This window comes from Streptomyces sp. NPDC047869, assembly GCF_040704065.1.
Lineage (GTDB): Bacteria > Actinomycetota > Actinomycetes > Streptomycetales > Streptomycetaceae > Streptomyces.
The window spans coordinates 24,540-42,415 of record NZ_JBEYRK010000002.1; the positions used below are offsets into that span (position 1 = coordinate 24,540).

Genomic DNA, 17,876 nt, shown 5'->3' on the forward strand with positions numbered 1-17,876 from the left:
GGCTCCTTGTCGCGGTCTCGCTCACTCATGCTGCTTCCGTCCGGTCGGCGGCCATTCCCGCCGCGTCCAGCAGCGCCGTTCCGACGATCAGGTCGGCCCCGCCGAACTCGGGGTCGTCCAGCTCGGTCCCGTCGTCGACGGCGAACAGCAGCTTCGGCTCGCCCTGCCGGTAGGCGGTGCCGACCGCGGGGCTGGCCGCGTGCACGGCCAGCAGCGCGACCAGGTAGGGCAGTTCGGGGTCCTGTCCGCGTGCCTCGGCGAGCAGTCCGGACAGCCTGCGCGGGGCGTCCGCCGGCAGGTCCAGCAGTTCCATGGCGGCGGCGAGCTGTTCCTCGCTGAACCGGCTGTCGTCCGGGGTCGCGATCAGGTCGGGCTCGGGCATCTCCGCGCCGAGGTGCTCCCGTTCCACCGGCGGCGTCAGCAGGATGTCCACGAGGTCGCCGACCCGCACCGACACCGGGGTGCGCAGCCCGGTGGCGCTGGCGAAGAAGGCGTCCGTGACGCGGACCGCCCGCTCCAGCTCCAGTGGCAGCGCGGGCGCGAGGAGGTGGCCGTACAGGTCGGTCCCGGAGGTGGACGCCGCCGGGGCGAACGCCTGTCTGTCCTGTTCGGCTCGGAACAGCGGGCCCGCCTCCAGCAGCCGGGACTGCAGCTGGGTGTGCCGGCGGATGCAGTCCTTGACGATGTCCACCAGCTCGGCCGCCCGGCGCTTGTTCCCGGGGTCCTCGGTCTCGTCGCGGGCCTTGCGGATGTTGGTGAGGATCGCGTTCTCGTGCCGGTAGCGGTCGGCCACGTGGTCGAGGGCCTCGGCGATCATGTCGGGCACGGCGTTGAGCCAGTCGACCGCGCGGACGTTGCGCCGGGTGGCCTCCAGGGCGCGGCGCAGGGTCTCCGAGTACTGCACGGTGCGGTAGCGGGCCTGCTCGGCGGCGAGCTGGGCGTCGGCGAGGCGGCCCCGGTTGATCAGTACCTCGAGCTTGACCTCGGCGGCGATCTGCGCGCTGGTGACGTCGGTGTCCAGGGCGCCGACGAGAACGTTGACCGCTTCGTCGGTCGTGCGCAGGTAGACCGTGCCGCCGGGGCCGGGGACCTCTTCGATCAGCTTGAAGTCGTAGTCACGGCGGACGTAGGTGCCGTCGGGCGCGAACGTGCCGTACACCGCGCGGAAGCCGCGGTCCACGCTGCCGACGTTGATCAGGTTCTCCAGGACCCAGCGGGCCACGCGCTCGTGCTCGGCGGTGGGCCGGTGCGGGGCCTGGGCGGCGATGCGCGGGACGAGCCGGGCCACGATCTGCTCGTGGTCGGCGCCCGTGTCGAAGTCCATGTTCAGTGTGACCAGGTCGATGGCGGCCAGGGCCACCTCGGCCATGCCGTACACGGAGTACTCACCGGCCAGGCTGGACTTGCGCGCGTCGAGGTCGTGCAGCGGTGCCGTGCAGGCGAGCGCGCGCAGCCGCCGCGCCAGCCCCTCGTCGGCGGCCGGGCCCGGTGCCGGGCGCGGCCCCGCGCTGAGCTGGGGCGGAACGCTGTCCGTCGATGCAGGCGAAGTCACGGTGCACAGACTAGGTCCTCGGTCTGACAACGACCCAAACGACGCAGAAGCGACGGCCGTCACAGACGCTCGACAGGCGCCGGGAGCCGGCCCCGCGGGCACGGTGAGTGATCTCGGCCGGCGCCCGGCGCGAGGAGGACTCGACGCGCACCGGGTGTCAGGAGGAGGTGTCCTCGCCGACCCGGCGCCGGTACACCTCCACGACCCGTTCCAGCGAGTCGGCGAGGTAGGTGCTCAGCAGCCGCTCGGCCTCGCGCCGGTCCCCGGACTGCAGGGCCTGCAGGATCTGTCGGTTGCGGGCGAGGTACGGCTCGTGCAGCCGGCGCGGGTGGTCGACGACGTGGAAGGCGAGCCGCAGCTCGGCGAAGACGCTGCGCATCAGCTCGTCGGTGCGTTCGCTGCCGGCCAGTGCCACCAGTTCGCGGTGGAAGTGGATGTTGGCCGTACCGAGCGCTTTCCAGTCGTTCTCGTGAGTGGCGAGCTGCCCCTCGGTGACGGCCGCGGCCAGTCCGTCGAGCGCGTACGGCGGCTCACCGAGGCCGCGGACGACGGCGCACTCGACCAGGGCGCGGATGCGGTAGATGTCCTCGACGTCCTCCACGGTCAGGACCCGGACGAAGACACCGCGGTTGAGTTCGTGGACGAGCAGACGCTCATGGGTGAGCAGCCGGAACGCCTCGCGCAGGGTGTTGCGGGAGACCCCGAGCGCGCCGCCGATGGCGTCCTCGGACAGGCGGGTGCCCGGCGGGAAATAGCCCTCGGCGACCCGGCTGCGGAGGATGTCGGAGACCCGTTCGGCGGTGCTGGTGCGCCCGAGGAGGGCGCGGTCGTCGGCCAGTCCCGTCAGCTGCTCTGCCATGCCCGGAATTCAATCGCAGTCGGGGGAACGGAACAACAGGGGTATTGAAGGATCGTTGAACGATCCTCTACGGTGCTCGGCACGGCACAACTTCCGCACGGCACTGCTCAGTTCACCGCACCCTCCGTCCCCTCTCTGCGAGGTGCCCATGAGCGCGACCCCTCCGCCCCGGTCCGCGACACCGGACCAGCGACCGGCAACAGGTGAACGCACCGCCGACGACGGCGCGTTCGGCTGGCTGCGGGCTCTCGGCCCGCGCGGCCGTCAGGCGTTCGCCGGAGCTTTCGGCGGATATGCCCTGGATTCCTACGACTACTTCACGCTGCCGCTGAGTATGGTGGCGCTCGCGGCGTACTTCGGCCTGGACAGCGGCCAGACCGGCCTGTTCACCACCGTCACGCTGGTGGTCTCCGCGATCGGCGGTGCCGTGGCGGGGGTGGTCGCGGACCGGGTGGGCCGGGTCCGGGCGCTGATGATCACGGTGATCACGTACGCCGTCTTCACCGTGGCCTGCGGCTTCGCGCCCAACTACGAGACGCTGCTGGTCTTCCGCGCCCTGCAGGGTCTCGGCTTCGGCGGTGAGTGGGCGGTCGGCGCCATCCTGGTCGCCGAGTACGCGAGCGCCAGGCACCGGGGCCGTACCCTCGGCGCCATCCAGAGCTCCTGGGCGGTCGGCTGGGCGCTGGCGGCGGTCGCCTACACGCTGGTCTTCTCCTTCGCCGGTGACGACCTGGCCTGGCGGATCATGTTCTGGACCGGCGCGCTGCCCGCGCTGCTCGTGGTGTGGCTGCGGCGCCGGGTGCACGACGCGCCCGAGGCGACGGCGGCCCGCGAGCAGAGCCCGCGGCGCGGCTCGTTCACGGCGATCTTCCGGCCGGCCACGGACGGCGATCCGGGTCTGCTGCGCACGACGGTCTTCGCGAGCCTGCTGTCCACGGGCGTGCAGGGCGGCTACTACACGCTGGCGACCTGGGTGCCGACGTACCTCAAGAGCGAGCGCGGCCTGTCCGTGGTGGGCACCGGCGGCTACCTGACCTTCCTGATCTCCGGAGCCTTCCTCGGCTACCTGGCCGGCGGCTACCTCACCGACCGGCTCGGCCGGCGACGCAACATCTGGCTGTTCGCGCTGCTCTCGGCGGTCTGCGTGCTGGCCTACGCGAACATCCGGCACGGCGCCGACACCCTGCTGCTGGTGCTCGGTTTCCCGCTCGGCTTCTGCATGTCCGCCATCTTCAGCGGCTTCGGCTCCTACCTGAGCGAGCTGTACCCGACGGCGGTGCGCGGCACCGGTCAGGGCTTCACGTACAACACCGGCCGCGCGGTGGGCGCGGTCTTCCCGACCCTGGTGGGCTTCCTGGCCGACAGCTGGGGCGTGGGCGGCGCGCTGGTCTTCGGCGCGGTCGGCTACGGCCTGGCGGCGCTCGCCCTGCTCGGGCTGCCTGAGACGCGCGGGAAGGAGCTGGCATGACGCGGGTGGACCGTACCTCCGACCGGCCCGTGACCCTCGTCGACGAGCACGCGCACGCGTGGAGCCCGCGGACCGCGCGGGCCCGTTTCCGGGAGGGTCTCTCCGGGCCCACGGCGGGTGTGGCGGCCGGGCACACCCAGGCCAACCTGATCGCGGTGCCGGCCGACTGGGCCTACGACATGCTGCTGTTCTGCCAGCGCAACCCCAAGCCCTGTCCCGTGCTGGACGTCACGGACGCGGGTTCCGCCACGACCGTGCTCGCCCCGGACGCGGATCTGCGCACCGACCTGCCGCGCTACCGGGTGTGGCGGGACGGCGAACTGGCCGAGGAGCCGACGGACGCGCGCGCGTACTGGCGGGACGACCTGGTGTCGTTCCTGCTGGGCTGCAGCTTCACCTTCGAGTGGGCGCTGGCCGGGGCGGGCGTCCCGATCCGGCACGTGGAACAGGGCCGCAACGTGCCGATGTACGTGACCGGCAGGCAGTGCCGCCCGGCGGGCCGGCTGCGTGGGCCGATGGTGGTGTCCATGCGCCCGGTGCCGCCGCGGCACCTGCGCACCGCGATCCGGGAGAGCGGCCTGCTGCCGGCCGTGCACGGCGGACCGGTGCACTGCGGCGATCCCGCGGCCCTCGGCATCGAGGACCTCGGCCGGCCCGACTTCGGTGACCCGGTGGATGCCGCGCCCGACGACATCCCGGTGTTCTGGGCGTGCGGGGTGACCCCGCAGGCGGCGGTGATGGCGTCCCAGCCGCCGTTCGCCATCACCCACGCACCGGGCCAGATGTTCCTGACCGACGTGCGGGACGAGCAGTACCGCGTGGCCGGCGTCGACTGACACGGGCGAGCGGCACACCCGGCACGAGAGCCCGGGCGGCACCCGACACGAGGACCGGAAAGACACGAGGGACCATGACCGCGATCGATCTGAACGCCGACCTGGGCGAGGGCTTCGGCCGCTGGCGGCTGACCGACGACGAGCGACTGCTGTCCGTCGTCACCAGCGCCAACGTGGCCTGCGGTTTCCACGCGGGCGACGCGGCCACCATGCGCCGGGTGTGCGAACTGGCCGCCGCGCGCGGGGTGACGATCGGCGCGCAGGTCTCCTACCGGGACCTCGCCGGGTTCGGGCGGCGCGCGATGGACGTGCCGCCCGCCGAGCTGACGGCCGAAGTGGCCTACCAGATCGGTGCCCTGGAGGTGTTCGCCCGGGCGGCGGGCGCGCGCGTGGCGTACGTCAAGCCGCACGGCGCGCTCTACAACCGGGTGGTGCACGACGAGGAGCAGGCCGCGGCGGTGGTCGACGGCGTGCTGCTGGTGGACGCCTCGCTGCCGGTCTTGGGCCTGCCCGGCTCTCGGTTGCTGGAGCTGGCCGGGACGGCGGGCCTGCCCGCCGTCCCGGAGGCGTTCGCCGACCGCGCCTACACCGACGCGGGCACGCTGGTACCGCGCGACCGGGACGGCGCTGTGGTGAGCGATCCGGAGACCGTCGTGGAACGCTCGGTGGGTCTCGCGCGCTCCGGCTCGGTGGTCGCGCACTCCGGCGCGCGGATCCAGGTGCGCGCCCGCTCGCTGTGCCTGCACGGTGACACGGCCGGCGCGGTGGATCTGGCTCGCCGGGTGCGCGAGCGGCTGGTGGCGGCGGGCGTCCGGGTGGAGGCCTTCGCATGAGCCGCGTGACGGCACTCCCCGTCGGTGACGACGCCCTGCTGGTGGAGGTCGCCTCCGGCGCGCAGGCGCAGGCCCTGCACGCGGAGTTGCTGCGGCGCCGCGCGGAGGGTTCGCTGACCGTCCGCGAGATCGTCCCGGCGGCCCGTACGGTCCTGCTCGACGGCCTCGCCGACCCGGCCCGTCTGGCATCCGAACTGGCCTCCTCCGAAGCGCCCGCCTCTCCCGCGCACACGGGCGAGCCGGTCGGACTCCCCGTGCGCTACGACGGCCCGGACCTCGCCGAGGTCGCCGCCCACTGGCGGGTGCCCGTGAGCAAGGTCGCCCGGATCCACGCGGACACCGAGTTCACGGTGGCCTTCTGCGGGTTCGCGCCCGGTTTCGGCTACCTCACCGGGCTGCCCGCCCGCTACGACGTCCCGCGCCGGGCCACTCCGCGCACGGCGGTACCGGCCGGTGCCGTGGCGCTGGCGGGGCCGTACACGGGTGTCTACCCGCGCTCCTCGCCGGGCGGCTGGCAGCTGATCGGCACCACGGAGGCGGTGCTGTGGGACCACGCGCGCGTACCGGCCGCGTTGCTCTCACCGGGCACACGGGTGCGCTTCATACCGGTGGGGGACGCGTGAGGGCGTACGCACGCGTGTGCCCGGTGACCGGGGAGGGCACGTGAGCGACCGTGCGCTCGTCGTGGTGCGGGCCGGGGCCCTGACCACCGTGCAGGACCTCGGGCGCCCCGGTCACGCCCACCTCGGCGTGCCCCGCTCCGGAGCGCTCGATCCGCGCGCGGCGGCTCTCGTCAACCGGCTGGCCGGCAATCCGGCGGACGCGGCGGTCCTGGAGACCACGGTCAACGGCTGTGCGCTGCGCCCGCGTTCGACGGTGACCGTCGCGGTCGGGGGCGCCCCGTGCCCGGTCACGGTGGGCGGCCGGCCGGCCGCCTGGGGCGCCCCGGTCGCCGTGCCCGCCGGTGAGCTGCTGGAGGTGGGCACGGCCGTGGCCGGCCTGCGCGCCTATGTGGCCGTGTCCGGCGGCATCGCCGTGGAGCCGGTCCTCGGCAGCCGCTCCCGCGACCTGCTGTCCGGCCTCGGTCCCGCGCCCCTCACGGACGGCGCGGTGCTGCCGCTGGGCGCCCCGGCCGGCCCTCCCGCGCGCGTGGACGCCGTCCCCCAGCCGGGGCCCCCGGCCGAACTGGTGCTCCGGGTGACGACGGGCCCGCGCGACGACTGGTTCACGGCGGGCGCGCTGCGAACGCTGACCACGCGCGCGTACCGGGTCTCCCCGGCGAGCAACCGCATCGGCCTGCGCACCGAGGGACCCGCCCTGGAGCGGGCCCGCGGCGGCGAACTCCCCAGCGAGGGCATGGTGCTCGGCGCGGTCCAGGTCCCGCCGGACGGCCGCCCGGTGGTGTTCCTGGCGGACCATCCGACCACCGGGGGCTACCCGGTGATCGCCGTGGTGCGCGCGGCCGACCTCCCGGCGGCCGCGCAGGCCGTCCCGGGCACCCCGGTGCGCTTCGTGGCGGTACGGCGCCGCTGATCCACGGCGCCGGTCCGGCCGTCCTCGCCGCGCCGGGCCGCGGGCAGGGCGGCCAGCGCCTGTGACACCGCGGCGGACGCGCGCAGGTCGAGGCGGTCGGCGGTGCCCCGCGCGCGGTGCCGCGCCTCGTCCGCCGCCAGCCGCAGCAGTTGGGGCAGCAGGTCGGTGCAGCGCCGGGCCACCCAGCCGGTCCCGGCGGTGGCGAGCCACCGCAGGCTCGCCGCACGGGTCGGAGCGGGGAACTCCGGTTCGGCGGACGGCGGTGCACCGGTGGCGAGGCCCGCCGCCGCCAGCACGGCGTGGAAACGGACGGCGAGTTGCCGATGGCCGCGCTCGCCCGGGTGCAGCCGGTCCGCGCTCCACAGGGCGCGGTCGGTGAGCCAGGCACCCTCCGAGGCGTGCAGGTGGACCGCCCCGTACCGGTCGGACAGCGCGTGCACGATGGTGTTGACCGCCCGCTGCCTGCGGGCCAGTGGGCGGGCCAGTGCGCCCGGTAGCCCCAGCATCGCACCGGGATCGGGCAGGCAGGCGGTGAGCAGCGTGGCACCTTGGCCGGTGAAGACCGCGTACACCTGGTCGAGCCGGACGGCCACGGCGTCGACGTCGAAGGTGTGGCGCAGCGTGTCGTTGACGCCGACGACCACGGAGACCAGGTCCGGGCGCAGCGCGAGCCCCGCCGGGGTCTGCGACTCGCGCACGTCCCGCGTCCGCGCTCCGCTGACGGCCAGGTTCGTGAACTCCGTCCGGCCGGGGTCCTGCGTGAGGGCGGGGGCCAGCAGGGCGGCCCAGCCCCGCCAGGCGTCCCCGAGCGGGTCGCCCACGCCCTCCGTCAGCGAGTCGCCCAGCGCCACGAAGCGGACGGGTCTCATGCCGCGCCCTCCCGGGTGGCGGGACGGTCCGGAGCGTCCGCATGTCCGAGCACCTCCGCGTCGTGCGCGGCGAGGAACGCCTCCACCGCCGCGCCCCAGCCGAAGCACTCGGCACGCGCGCGTGCCGCCTCCCTCCGCTCGGGCTCGGAGCGTGCCAGCAGCAGTTCCACGGCGTCCGCGAAGGCATCGCCCCGGTCGGCCGCCGCCACTCCCGCGGACCCGAGCACCTCGGGCAGCGCCGAGGACGCGCTCGCCACCACGGGCGTCCCGCACGCCATGGCCTCCAGCGCCGCCAGCCCGAAGGTCTCGGCGGGTCCGGGCGCGAGGCACACGTCGGCGGACGCCTGGAGCGTGCCGAGGTCCGCCCGGTCCGCGACGTGGCCCAGGAAGGTCACCGGCAGCCCGCGTTCGCGCGCGCGATGCTCCAGCCGCCCCCTCAGCGGTCCGTCCCCTGCCACCACCAGCACCGCCCGCCGGCCCCGCCGCAGCAGGGCCTCCAGGGCGTCCAGGGCGGTTCCGGGCCGCTTCTCCACGGACAGCCGTGAGCACATGACGAGCAGCGCCTCGTCACCGCGCGCGTGGAGAGCCCGCAGCCCGGGGTCCCGCAGGACGGGGTGCCGCTCCGTCAGGTCGACGCCGAGCGGGGCGCGTACGACGTTGCGCGCGCCGATGCGTACGAACTCGCGCTCGGCGAACTCCGTGGTGCACACCACGCGCGCGTAGACGTGCGCGGTGCGGGTGTTGAGGGCGTCGGCGGTCCGCCGGGCGAGGTGTTCCGGCAGGCCCCAGGTGCGCAGCACGCCGTCGGCGGTCTCGTGGGAGACCATGACCGCGGGTACGCGCGCGCGGCGCGCCCAGCGGCCGGTCCAGCGCAGGGTGGTGCGGTCGGACACCTCCAGGCGGTCCGGAGCCAGTCGCTCCAGGAGCGCGGCCAGGCGCCGTCTGTCGGCCAGGACGCGGTAGCCGCCCGTGCCGGGCAGCACGGGTCCGGGCAGGGTGATGACCCGGCCCTGCTCCGTGTCACGGTCGGAGTGCCGTTCGCCCGGCACCACCAGCACCGGTTCGTGGCCCGCTGCCCGGAAGCCCTTGCCCAGTTCCCGCAGCGCGGTGCGCAGGCCGCCGGAGGCCGGGGTGACGAAGTTGGCGAGCCGGACGATGCGCAGAGGTGTGCCGGTCATGCCGCCACCGCCGTCTTCCGGGCGGCGAGCACGTCCTGGTAGTGCCCGATCAGCCGGTCGCCGACGGCGGCCCAGGTGCGTCCCTCGACCGTCGCCCGACCGGCGGCCCCGTACGCGGCCCGCAGCCCCGCGTCGGCGGCCAGGGTGCGCACCGCCTCCTGTACGGCGGCCGCGTCGCGCGGTGGGACGAGCAGGCCGGTACGCCCGTGGGCGACCAGGTCGAGCGGCCCGCCGGCGGCGGGGGCCACCACGGGCACGCCGCTGGCCATGGCCTCCTGGACGGTCTGGCAGAACGTCTCGAAGGGGCCGGTGTGAGCGAACAGGTCCAGCGAGGCGAAGATCCGGGCGAGGTCGTCACCGGTGCGCCGGCCCATGAAGACCGCGCCCGGCAGGGCCTCGGTCAGGTGGGCGCGGCTGGGTCCGTCACCGACCACCACGACCCGCACGCCCTCCAGCCCGCAGACACCGGACAGGAGGTCGACCTGCTTCTCGGGGGCGAGCCTGCCGACGTAGCCGACGATCACCTCGCCGTTCGGAGCGAGTTCACGGCGCAGCGCCTCGTCGCGGTGGTCCGGCCGGAAACGGACGGTGTCCACACCGCGCGGCCACAGCCGGACCCGGGGCACGTCGTGTGCCTCGAGGTCGCGCAGGGCCGCGCTGGACGGGGCGAGGGTGCGGTCGGCGGCGGTGTGCACGGAGCGGATCCGGCGCCAGGCGGCCGCCTCACCGGCCCCCATGTAGGTACGGGCGTATCCGGCCAGGTCGGTCTGGTAGACGGCGACGGCGGGTATGCCGAGCCGGGCGGCGGCCGCCATGCCCCGGACGCCGAGGACGAAGGGGCCGGCCAGGTGGACCAGGTCGGCCCGGTGCCCGGTGAGCGCGGCGGCGAGCCGCCGGCTGGGCAGCGCCACCCGGACCTGCGGGTAGCCGGGCAGCGGGAGGGAGGGGACACGGACGACGGGGCACGGTTCCGCCAGGGAGTCGGCCCTGGTACCGGGTGCGGTGGCCGGAGCGACGACGAGCGGATGGTGACCGCGGTCCACGAGGTGGCGGGCGGTCTGGAACGCGCAGTGGGCGACGCCGTTCACGTCGGGGGGAAAGGATTCGGTCACGATGACGACACGCATACGGGTGTTGTCGCCGTGCTGGACGTGGCCGCGTCAACGTCGATCTTTCCGGCCGGGGAACGTCCCATGAGCGTTGGACCGCACACCCGCGCGAGTCGGACGGCCGCCATGCCCGCCTGCCCCGCGGGTCACCCGCTGTTCACACGCGGGCGGATTCCCCGCCCGCGTGTGAAGCCACGACGACGGCCTGCGGGGCCCGCCGTGCGCGTCCCCCGCAGGCCCGGCCAGTGCCTGCCGGGCCCCTGACGCCGGCGTGGCCCGGGCGGAAGGATCCGGGTCACATGGTCTGAGCGTCCGGTCCGAAGCGGCTGCGGACCGCCGTCTGCACCTCGTCCTCCTCGGCCGGGTCCGCGGCGAGGCGGCGGAGCCTCTCGACGACGCGGATGTCGCCGGTCTCGGCGTGCCGGGCGGCGATCTCCCTGGTGGTCTCCTCGCAGTCCCACAGGCACTCGACGGCGAAGCCGGTGGCGAAGGAGGGGTCGGTGGCGGCGAGGGCGCGGGCAGCGCGGCCCCGCAGATGGGAGGATGCCGTCTCGCGGTAGATGTGGCGCAGCACCGGGGCCGCGCAGGCGATGCCGAGGCGTCCGGTGCCGTCGACCAGGGTCCACAGCGTGGCCGCGTCGGGCCCCTCACCGCGTACGGCCTCGCGCAGGGCGCCGAGGACGAGGTCGCTGTCCTGGGCCCCGCCGCGGCAGGCGAGCGTGCGGCCGGCGGCGGCCCCGAGGACGTCGGGGCGCTGGGCCCAGCCGCGGGCGCGCTGGACGGCGGCGATACCGCGCATCCGTTCGAAGGCGTCGACGGCGGCCTCCACGACGACCGAGGTTCCGTCGGCGACCGCGGTCTCGATCAGGCCGAGGGCGTCGGGGTCGTCGCTGTCGGCCAGGTAGCGCAGGGCCGTGCAACGGGCTCCGTCCGTGCCGGCCCGGGCGGCCCGGAGGATCTCCGGCCGGTCGTCCGGACCTGCCACGGCGACCAGGCAGCGGGCGGCAGGCACATGGAGGGCGGCGCCGCGTTCGATGCCCTGCTGAGCCCACTCGAAGACGGCTCGCACGCTCCAGCCCGGACGTGGCCCGGTGGGACGCATCTGGCGCTGCCAGCGGTCGAAACAGCCGGTCTCATGGGCGGCACGCACGCGCGTGGCGATCGACGCGCGCGGATCCTCGGCCCACAGCCGCCAGGGCCTCGGTTCGAAGGCGTCGCGGACGGCTGCCGCCAGTTCGGCCTCGCCCTCCGGGTCGGTGGCGAAGCGGGCCAGGACCGGGGCGGCGAGGGCGCGCAGGCCCGCGTCGTCGTCCCGGAGGGCCAGCTCGTCCAGGGCCCAGGCCCAGTTGGAGCCGTGGGCGGCGTACCTGCGGAGCAGTTCGAGCGCGTCGCGCCTGCCGTAGGAGGCGAGGTGCCCGAGCACGGCCAGGGCGAGGCCGGTACGGGACTCCTCGGTGTCGAGGACGTCCTCGGCGCCGAAGAGGTGCGCTTCGACGGCGTCCAGTTCGCCGTTCAGGTCGAGATAGAGCCGGGCGTAGTAGAGGGAGCGGTTCTCCACCTGCCAGTCGTGGCGGGGGTCGCGCAGCACACAGTGGTTCAGGGCCGCGAGCGCCTCGGCGCGCGGGGCGGTGAGCGCGTGCAGCGTGCCGTCGCCGCGGCCCCGCTGGAGCAGGCCGAGCAGCGTACCGCTGGGCGCTATGACCGGATCGAACATGGGAAACAGCCTCACATCAAGCGTCGACGCAACCGGGGAACACGCATTACCTGGCCGCGTGACACAACGTCGGAGCGCCCGCCGTCTCTTGCTTGCTGTAGACCATCTCTCTCTGCCTCTCGTCGGTGGCCCATGCGGACCGCGTCACGGTCCGCGCGGTGCGGCAACCCCTGCCCAGCCATCGCGTCCGTGAACCACGTCGTCATGATGACCCGGCGCTGTGAGCTGCCGCGACCGTATTTCCGGCGGCCTTGTACCGCCTCCCCCGTTGTCTGTGTCGTGCCTGGTCAGAACGGCCGCTTCAGTGCGCGCCGAACAGCTCCAGGAGTTCCGCCTTGCCGAACATGCGCGCCGTGTCGACGGCCGAGGGGGTCCCCGCGGCCGGGTCGGCGCCGCCCTCCAGAAGGGCTCGGATCACTTCCGTCTCACCCTTGAACACGGCTCCCGCGAGCGGGGTCTGGCCCCGGTCGTTGATCCGGTCGGCCTCGGCCCCCCGGGCGAGCAGGGCCCGCACCGCGTCGGCGTGACCGTGGTAGGCGGCGAGCATCACCAGGGAGTCGCCGCGGTCGTTGGTGAGGTTGGCGGGCACGCCGGCGTCGACATACGCCACGAGCTCGTCCGCCCGCCCCTGCCGGGCCAGATCGAAGATCTTGGTCGCCAGCTCCACGACCTCGGGGTCGGGAACGTCACTCATCGGCGTGACCGCCTCTCGTTACAACCGTTCAGGTGAATCGCAAGGGTACTGGCTCGCGCCTCACATGACCGGAAGTGCCCGAGGTAAAGATCACCCCAGACCCCGGCGGACGCAAGCGCCCTGTTCAAGCGGCCCGTCGACGGCTCCACCAGTCGAGGGAAAAGCACCGGAATTCACCCAGTTGCACCTTTTGTAGTATAGATACATTCTGTGATCCTGGAAGTACTCACGGTGACTGTCCCCCTCGACACCAGGAGGTCTCAGATGATCCTCTCCATGTCCGGCGTCGTCCTGCTCGGCATCGTCGTCTTCCTCTTCTTCCGCAAGGACGGGCTCAAGGGCTCGCACGCCTGCGTCTCGGCCCTGTTCGGTTTCTATCTCTCCAGCACGGCCATCGCCCCCAGTATCAAGGCAGGCGGCGAGAGCTTGGCGAGCCTGCTCGGCGGCATCAAGTTCTGACGCCCGAACACCCCGCCCGTACGCACCAACAGGAGACAGCAGTGGCCCGGCGCCCTCTTCCCCGCATTCTGAGCAAAGACAGCGCGCAGATCGCCCGGACGCAGATCGCCCGGAGCCGGGAACTGGCCCGGACGGCGGCCGACAGCGCCACCGACGTCCTCCACCCGCTGATCACGATCTCGCGCGGGCTGCGCCGGCTGGCCTCGGCCGGGCGGCGCAGGTGGGCCGAGACCCCCAAGGACAAGCGCGGGCCGCTGTTGTTCCTGGCGGCCTCCGTGGTCCTGGTCGTGGCGCTGATGCCGTACGGGCCGCTGCTCGCCGTCATCACCGTGATGGCGGCGGCGGCCCGGCAGGGCCGCGACCGCACCCCGCCGGTGCCCGAAGGGCCCGACGAGACACAGGCCGAGCGCCTCCAGTCGCTCTACGAGGCCCTCGTGCCGTACTTCTTCACCGCCGAGGACCCGGCACCGCTGTACACGCACGGCGGAGAGTGGGCGAAGGCCTTCGAGGCACACGAGTTCGACGACGGAGCGCGCGTCGCCCACCTCGTCATCCGCTATCCCGCGTACTTCCCGGACGGCGAGGCCGCGGCCCGCGCGCGGATCGAGCACCTGCTCGCCGCGAAGGCCGGGCGGGGCCGCGAGTACCACTTCGGCTGGGACGAGGAGGGCAACCGGCTCACGGTGTCCGTCCTCGCGCCACTCCCCGCCGGCGTCGCCGCCCAGCGGTTCGTCACCTCACCCGGCGAGACGGTCCTCGGGTTCACGGACCCGAGCGAGGTCCAGCGCACGCTGCCGCTCTCCTACGAAGAGGAGCAGCGGGACGTGCCGCCGGTCGTCTGGCGCACCGGCATCCGCTCCACCGAGCCGCACCTGCTGGCCATGGGCCATCCCGGCACCGGTACCTCGACCCTGCTGCGTTCGATCGCCCTGCAGGCCCTCCAGTACGGCGACGTGCTCGTCGTCGACGGCGGCGGCACCGGTGAGTACGCGTGCCTGATCGGCCGGGACGGCGTACTGGCCGTGGAGTGCGCGCCGGCCGGGGCGCTGGCCAGCCTGGAGTGGGCCGCGCAGGAGACCGAGCGGCGGCTCACCGCCGTCAACCGCGCCCGGCAGGCGGGCGACCCGCCGCCCGAGGACACCAGGCGACCGCTGTGGATCCTGCTGGACCGGCCGACCGTCTTCACCCACCTCGCGGAGGCGGACCACCGCAGGGATCCGCAGACCTTCCTTCAGGTGCCGCTGCGGCACGGGCGGGCCGCGAACGTGACCGTGGTGGTCGCCGAGCAGTTCGACAGCGCGGAGTCACTGAGCGAGGCGGTACGGCAGCACACGCGCGCGCGTGTCGTGCTGGGGCCCGCGTCACCGCAGCAGGTGGAGTCGGTGCTGGGGATGCCGCCGCACACCAGTGCGCCGGCCCAGGTCCCGCCGGGGCGCGGGTACGCGCGGCTGGGGACGGGGCCGGTGCACCGGCTCCAGGTGCCGGCGACGCCGGATCCTTATGACGACGCGACGAGCGATGCGGACCGGCAGGCGGTGATGGCGTTGTTGCCGCCTCGCACCACACCCGCGGACGCGGAGTCGGTCGAGGCGGAGCCGGCGGTAGTGGCCGCCGAAAGCTCGTGAGGCCTCCGGGCCTTTGACGCAGGAACCGTTGACGCACGGGCCCTCGGGGCACGGATGCGGGCACGCGTGCCCGCGGTCGGGGACGGCACTGGCGGGTGTTCGCTACGCCACGAAGGTCCTGGGGGACTCCGCGTCGACCGTCGCGCCCGTCCTCACCAGACGGGATGCGGCCGCCAGGCGGGCCGCGGCTTCGTCCGCCACGGCTCCACCCACCGTGAACGGGAGGCGTACGTAGCCCTCGAAGGCGCCGTCGACGCCGAAGCGGGGGCCCGAGGGGACCCGGACGCCGACCCGCTCCCCCGCCTCGGCCAGCCTCGATCCGGAAAGGCCGCCCGCGCGGACCCACAGGGTCAGGCCTCCCTTCGGGACCTCGAACTCCCAGTCGGGAAGTTCCCGGCGCAGCGCGGCCACCAGGGCGTCGCGGTTCTCGCGGGCCTGCGCCCGGCGCAGCGCCACGGCCTGTTCCCAGCCGCCGGTGCTGAACAGCCAGTTCACCGCCAACTGTTCCAGCACGGGGGTGCCGAGATCGGCGTACGCGCGCGCGGCGACCAGGCTGCGGATGACGTCCGGGGCCGCGCGCACCCAGCCGATGCGCATGCCCGCCCAGAAGGCCTTGCTGGCCGAGCCGACCGTGATGACGGTGGAGCCGGCCGGATCGAAGCCGCAGACCGGGCGCGGCATCCCGGCGTCGTACTCCTCGTCGAGCCAGAGCTCGGTCATCGTCTCGTCGGCGACGAGGACGGTGCCCGCCGAGCGGGCCGCGTCCACCAGCCGGCGCCGCTGGTCCTCGTCGGCGAGCGCGCCGGTCGGGTTGTGGAAGTCGGCGACGACGTAGGCGAGCCGGGGCGCGGCCTCCCGCAGGACCTGCCGCCAGCGGTCCATGTCCCATCCGGCCAGCCCCTCGGCCATGGCGACTGGCACGAGCCGCGCGCCCGCCTCCCGCATGAGCTGGAGGATGTTGGCGTACGACGGCGACTCGACGGCGATGCGCTCGCCGCGGCCCGCGAAGAGATGGCAGATCGCGTCCATGGCGCCCATCGCGCCGGTCGTCACCATGATCTGCTCGGGCATGGTGGGGATCCCGCCCGCTGTGTAGCGCTCGGCGATCATCGAGCGCAGGGCGGGCAGCCCGGCCGGGTAGTCGCCGTGCGTGTGGGCGTAGGGCGGCAGTTCCTCCAGAGCGCCCTGGACGGCACGGGTGAGCCAGGGTTCCGGGGCCGGGAGTGAGGCACAGCCCAGGTCGATGACGGAGCCGAGCGCCTCGGGCGGCAGGGGCTCCAGGCCGCGTGCGGGCAGGGGGTTGCCGGCCGGCACGGCCGTCCAGCTGCCGGCTCCGCGCCGGGACTCGAGGAAGCCCTCGGCGCGCAGCGCCTCGTAGGCGGCGGCGACCGTGGTCCGGCTGACGGTGAGGGCGAGGGCCAGTTCACGCTCGGCGGGGAGGCGGGCGGCCACGGGGACCCGGCCCTCGAGGACCAGCAGCCGGATGCCGTCGGCCAGGGCCCGGTAGGCGGGCGGGCGGCGACTGCCGGGGCCCGCCGGGCGGTCCTGCTGCGACGTCAGCAGCCGGGCGAGCTGTGTGGCGCCCACCGCAGAGGTCCAATGCGCCATGCCGATCAGTCCACCTTCCCCGGATTGGCCATGGATGGGATGTCCTCCCGAGCTACAGAGTGACATGCGTCAGTCCACCGTCACCACCCAGGGGGGTATGTCGTGTCCACCTCCGGCCGTCTCGGACGACGGCTGATCCAGTTGTACGCGGGCCTCGCGCTGTACGGCGCGAGTTCGGCACTGCTCGTGGCCGCGGGACTGGGCCTCGAGCCCTGGAACGTGCTGCACCAGGGTCTCGCCGAGCTCACCGGGCTGACCATCGGCGTGGTGTCGATCGCCGTGGGTGCGGTGGTGCTGCTGCTGTGGATCCCGCTGCGCCAGCGGCCCGGCCTCGGCACGGTCTCCAACGTCTTCGTGGTCGGCCTCGCCATGGACGGCACCCTCGCTCTCCTGCCGGACGTGCACGCTCTCGCCGTGCGCGTCCCGCTGCTGGTGGCGGGCATCGTGCTCAACGGCGCGGCGACCGGCCTGTACATCGCGGCGAGCTTCGGCCCGGGCCCGCGCGACGGGCTGATGACGGGGCTGCACCGGCGCACCGGCCGCTCGATCCGGCTGATGCGGACGATGGTCGAGGTCACCGTGGTGGTCACCGGGTTCGCCCTGGGCGGCACCATCGGGATCGGGACCGTGCTCTACGCGGTGTCCATCGGCCCGCTGGCACAGCTCTTCCTGAAGGTGTTCGCCGCCCAGTCGGCACCGGGCGGCAGCACCGTCGTTGCCGCGGTGACACCCGATGGGGCGATACTGCGTCCGTGACCCTCACGACGCCGCCCCTGCGCCACCCGTACCTGGACCATCCGGGCCCGATCGCCTTCGCCCACCGGGGCGGGGCGGCCGACGGACTGGAGAACACCGTGGCCCAGTTCCGGCGCGCCGTCGAGCTGGGCTACCGGTACATCGAGACCGATGTGCACGCGACGGCGGACGGCAGGCTCGTCGCCTTCCACGACGCGACGCTGGACCGGGTCACCGACGGCGCGGGCCGCATCGCCGACCTGCCGTGGCAGGACGTACGGCACGCGCGCGTGGCGGGGCGCGAGCCGGTGCCTCTCTTCGAGGAGCTGCTGGAGACCTTCCCCGAGGCCCGCTGGAACGTGGACGTCAAGGCGGAACCGGCGCTGCGGCCCCTGCTGGAGCTGATCGAGCGCACGGACGCCTGGGACCGGGTGTGCGTGGGCTCGTTCTCCGAGGCCCGGGTGCTGCGGGCGCAGCGGCTGGCCGGGCCGCGCCTGGCCACCTCGTTCGGCACGCGGGGAGTGCTCAGCCTGCGGCTGCGCTCCTGGGGGCTGCCGGCCGCGGTGCGCCGGTCGGCGGTGGCCGCCCAGGTGCCCGAGGCCCAGTCGGGCGTCCCGGTGGTGGACCACCGCTTCGTGCGCGCCGCCCACGCGCGCGGGCTGCAGGTGCACGTGTGGACCGTCAACGAGCCGGAGCGGATGCACCGGCTCCTGGACCTCGGCGTCGATGGCATCATGACCGATCACATCGACACGTTGCGCAAGGTCATGGTGGACCGCGGCGTCTGGGTCTGAGCGGCCCGGC

General features: G+C 74.1%; 17 protein-coding genes. 9 read left to right on the forward strand and 8 right to left on the reverse strand.

Going from position 1 to position 17,876, the window contains the following annotated elements:
- Nucleotides 1–25: 25 nt before the first annotated feature.
- Nucleotides 26–1,552, reverse strand: coding sequence for a hypothetical protein (locus AB0924_RS02605; protein ID WP_366910492.1), 1,527 nt, complete (start codon nt 1,550–1,552; stop codon nt 26–28).
- Nucleotides 1,553–1,709: 157 nt separating this feature from the next.
- Nucleotides 1,710–2,411 (reverse strand): GntR family transcriptional regulator, encoded by a 702-nt coding sequence (locus AB0924_RS02610; RefSeq protein WP_366910493.1) that lies wholly within the window; start codon nt 2,409–2,411, stop codon nt 1,710–1,712.
- A 148-nt stretch (nt 2,412–2,559) separates the two neighbouring features.
- Here AB0924_RS02610 and AB0924_RS02615 point away from each other — a divergent pair, with 148 nt between their 5' ends.
- The 5 genes from AB0924_RS02615 to AB0924_RS02635 all read left to right on the forward strand — a co-directional run bounded on the left by AB0924_RS02615 (nt 2,560) and on the right by AB0924_RS02635 (nt 7,081).
- A complete protein-coding gene (locus AB0924_RS02615) occupies nt 2,560–3,879 on the forward strand; it encodes an MFS transporter (RefSeq protein WP_366910494.1) in 1,320 nt (439 codons plus the stop codon).
- Entirely contained in the window at nt 3,876–4,715 is an 840-nt protein-coding gene (locus AB0924_RS02620; RefSeq protein WP_366910495.1) for a putative hydro-lyase, read from the forward strand. Before AB0924_RS02615 ends, AB0924_RS02620 begins: the two co-directional genes overlap by 4 nt.
- Before the next feature lie 74 nt (nt 4,716–4,789).
- Nucleotides 4,790–5,548, forward strand: coding sequence for a 5-oxoprolinase subunit PxpA (locus AB0924_RS02625; protein ID WP_358937409.1), 759 nt, complete (start codon nt 4,790–4,792; stop codon nt 5,546–5,548).
- 5 nt (nt 5,549–5,553) lie between these two features.
- A complete protein-coding gene (locus AB0924_RS02630; RefSeq protein ID WP_366910638.1) occupies nt 5,554–6,171 on the forward strand; it encodes an allophanate hydrolase subunit 1 in 618 nt (205 codons plus the stop codon).
- Between the two features lie 40 nt (nt 6,172–6,211).
- Nucleotides 6,212–7,081, forward strand: coding sequence for a biotin-dependent carboxyltransferase family protein (locus AB0924_RS02635; protein WP_358937411.1), 870 nt, complete (start codon nt 6,212–6,214; stop codon nt 7,079–7,081).
- Here AB0924_RS02635 and AB0924_RS02640 read toward each other — a convergent pair.
- The 5 genes from AB0924_RS02640 to AB0924_RS02660 all read right to left on the reverse strand — a co-directional run bounded on the left by AB0924_RS02640 (nt 6,982) and on the right by AB0924_RS02660 (nt 12,645).
- Nucleotides 6,982–7,950, reverse strand: a complete 969-nt coding sequence (locus AB0924_RS02640) for an SGNH/GDSL hydrolase family protein (RefSeq protein WP_358937413.1) — start codon at nt 7,948–7,950, stop codon at nt 6,982–6,984. The genes AB0924_RS02635 and AB0924_RS02640 overlap by 100 nt on opposite strands.
- On the reverse strand, nt 7,947–9,128 hold the full coding sequence (locus tag AB0924_RS02645) for a glycosyltransferase (RefSeq protein WP_366910496.1): 1,182 nt from the start codon (nt 9,126–9,128) through the stop codon (nt 7,947–7,949). The genes AB0924_RS02640 and AB0924_RS02645 overlap by 4 nt, the downstream gene beginning before the upstream one ends.
- Nucleotides 9,125–10,255: a glycosyltransferase family 1 protein gene (locus AB0924_RS02650; RefSeq protein WP_358937417.1), complete on the reverse strand. Its 1,131-nt coding sequence runs from the start codon at nt 10,253–10,255 to the stop codon at nt 9,125–9,127. Before AB0924_RS02650 ends, AB0924_RS02645 begins: the two co-directional genes overlap by 4 nt.
- A 277-nt stretch (nt 10,256–10,532) precedes the next feature.
- On the reverse strand, nt 10,533–11,951 hold the full coding sequence (locus AB0924_RS02655; protein ID WP_366910497.1) for a HEAT repeat domain-containing protein: 1,419 nt from the start codon (nt 11,949–11,951) through the stop codon (nt 10,533–10,535).
- A gap of 301 nt (nt 11,952–12,252) precedes the next feature.
- A complete protein-coding gene (locus tag AB0924_RS02660; RefSeq protein WP_358937421.1) occupies nt 12,253–12,645 on the reverse strand; it encodes an ankyrin repeat domain-containing protein in 393 nt (130 codons plus the stop codon).
- Between the two features lie 264 nt (nt 12,646–12,909).
- Between AB0924_RS02660 and AB0924_RS02665 the strand changes: the two genes are divergently transcribed.
- Both AB0924_RS02665 and AB0924_RS02670 read left to right on the forward strand, forming a co-directional pair.
- A complete protein-coding gene (locus tag AB0924_RS02665) occupies nt 12,910–13,104 on the forward strand; it encodes a hypothetical protein (protein WP_199209749.1) in 195 nt (64 codons plus the stop codon).
- A gap of 41 nt (nt 13,105–13,145) precedes the next feature.
- Nucleotides 13,146–14,729 carry a hypothetical protein gene (locus AB0924_RS02670; protein ID WP_366910498.1) on the forward strand — a complete coding sequence of 528 codons (1,584 nt, stop codon included), beginning with the start codon at nt 13,146–13,148 and terminating at the stop codon, nt 14,727–14,729.
- A 102-nt stretch (nt 14,730–14,831) separates the two neighbouring features.
- On the opposite strand, the gene AB0924_RS02675 is transcribed toward AB0924_RS02670, so the two are convergent.
- Complete coding sequence (locus tag AB0924_RS02675) at nt 14,832–16,337, reverse strand: PLP-dependent aminotransferase family protein (protein ID WP_358937426.1); 1,506 nt, start codon at nt 16,335–16,337, stop codon at nt 14,832–14,834.
- A gap of 102 nt (nt 16,338–16,439) precedes the next feature.
- Between AB0924_RS02675 and AB0924_RS02680 the strand changes: the two genes are divergently transcribed.
- Together AB0924_RS02680 and AB0924_RS02685 are read left to right on the forward strand one after the other, a co-directional pair.
- The gene (locus AB0924_RS02680) at nt 16,440–17,093 is read left to right on the forward strand and encodes a hypothetical protein (RefSeq protein ID WP_366910499.1); all 654 of its coding nucleotides are present in this window, start codon (nt 16,440–16,442) and stop codon (nt 17,091–17,093) included.
- Nucleotides 17,090–17,866: a glycerophosphodiester phosphodiesterase gene (locus AB0924_RS02685; protein ID WP_358937430.1), complete on the forward strand. Its 777-nt coding sequence runs from the start codon at nt 17,090–17,092 to the stop codon at nt 17,864–17,866. The genes AB0924_RS02680 and AB0924_RS02685 overlap by 4 nt, the downstream gene beginning before the upstream one ends.
- Nucleotides 17,867–17,876: the final 10 nt, after the last annotated feature.

Excerpts from the sequence above, each read along its gene's own strand:
- AB0924_RS02615 (WP_366910494.1), top strand. The coding sequence starts at position 2,560 with ATGAGCGCGACCCCTCCGCCCCGGTCCGCGACACCGGACCAGCGACCG.
- AB0924_RS02665 (WP_199209749.1), top strand. The coding sequence starts at position 12,910 with ATGATCCTCTCCATGTCCGGCGTCGTCCTGCTCGGCATCGTCGTCTTC.
- AB0924_RS02655 (WP_366910497.1), bottom strand. The coding sequence starts at position 11,951 with ATGTTCGATCCGGTCATAGCGCCCAGCGGTACGCTGCTCGGCCTGCTC.
- AB0924_RS02675 (WP_358937426.1), bottom strand. The coding sequence starts at position 16,337 with ATGGCGCATTGGACCTCTGCGGTGGGCGCCACACAGCTCGCCCGGCTG.
- AB0924_RS02645 (WP_366910496.1), bottom strand. The coding sequence starts at position 9,128 with ATGACCGGCACACCTCTGCGCATCGTCCGGCTCGCCAACTTCGTCACC.
- AB0924_RS02660 (WP_358937421.1), bottom strand. The coding sequence starts at position 12,645 with ATGAGTGACGTTCCCGACCCCGAGGTCGTGGAGCTGGCGACCAAGATC.
- AB0924_RS02620 (WP_366910495.1), top strand. The coding sequence starts at position 3,876 with ATGACGCGGGTGGACCGTACCTCCGACCGGCCCGTGACCCTCGTCGAC.
- AB0924_RS02640 (WP_358937413.1), bottom strand. The coding sequence starts at position 7,950 with ATGAGACCCGTCCGCTTCGTGGCGCTGGGCGACTCGCTGACGGAGGGC.
- AB0924_RS02650 (WP_358937417.1), bottom strand. The coding sequence starts at position 10,255 with ATGCGTGTCGTCATCGTGACCGAATCCTTTCCCCCCGACGTGAACGGC.
- AB0924_RS02625 (WP_358937409.1), top strand. The coding sequence starts at position 4,790 with ATGACCGCGATCGATCTGAACGCCGACCTGGGCGAGGGCTTCGGCCGC.
- AB0924_RS02610 (WP_366910493.1), bottom strand. The coding sequence starts at position 2,411 with ATGGCAGAGCAGCTGACGGGACTGGCCGACGACCGCGCCCTCCTCGGG.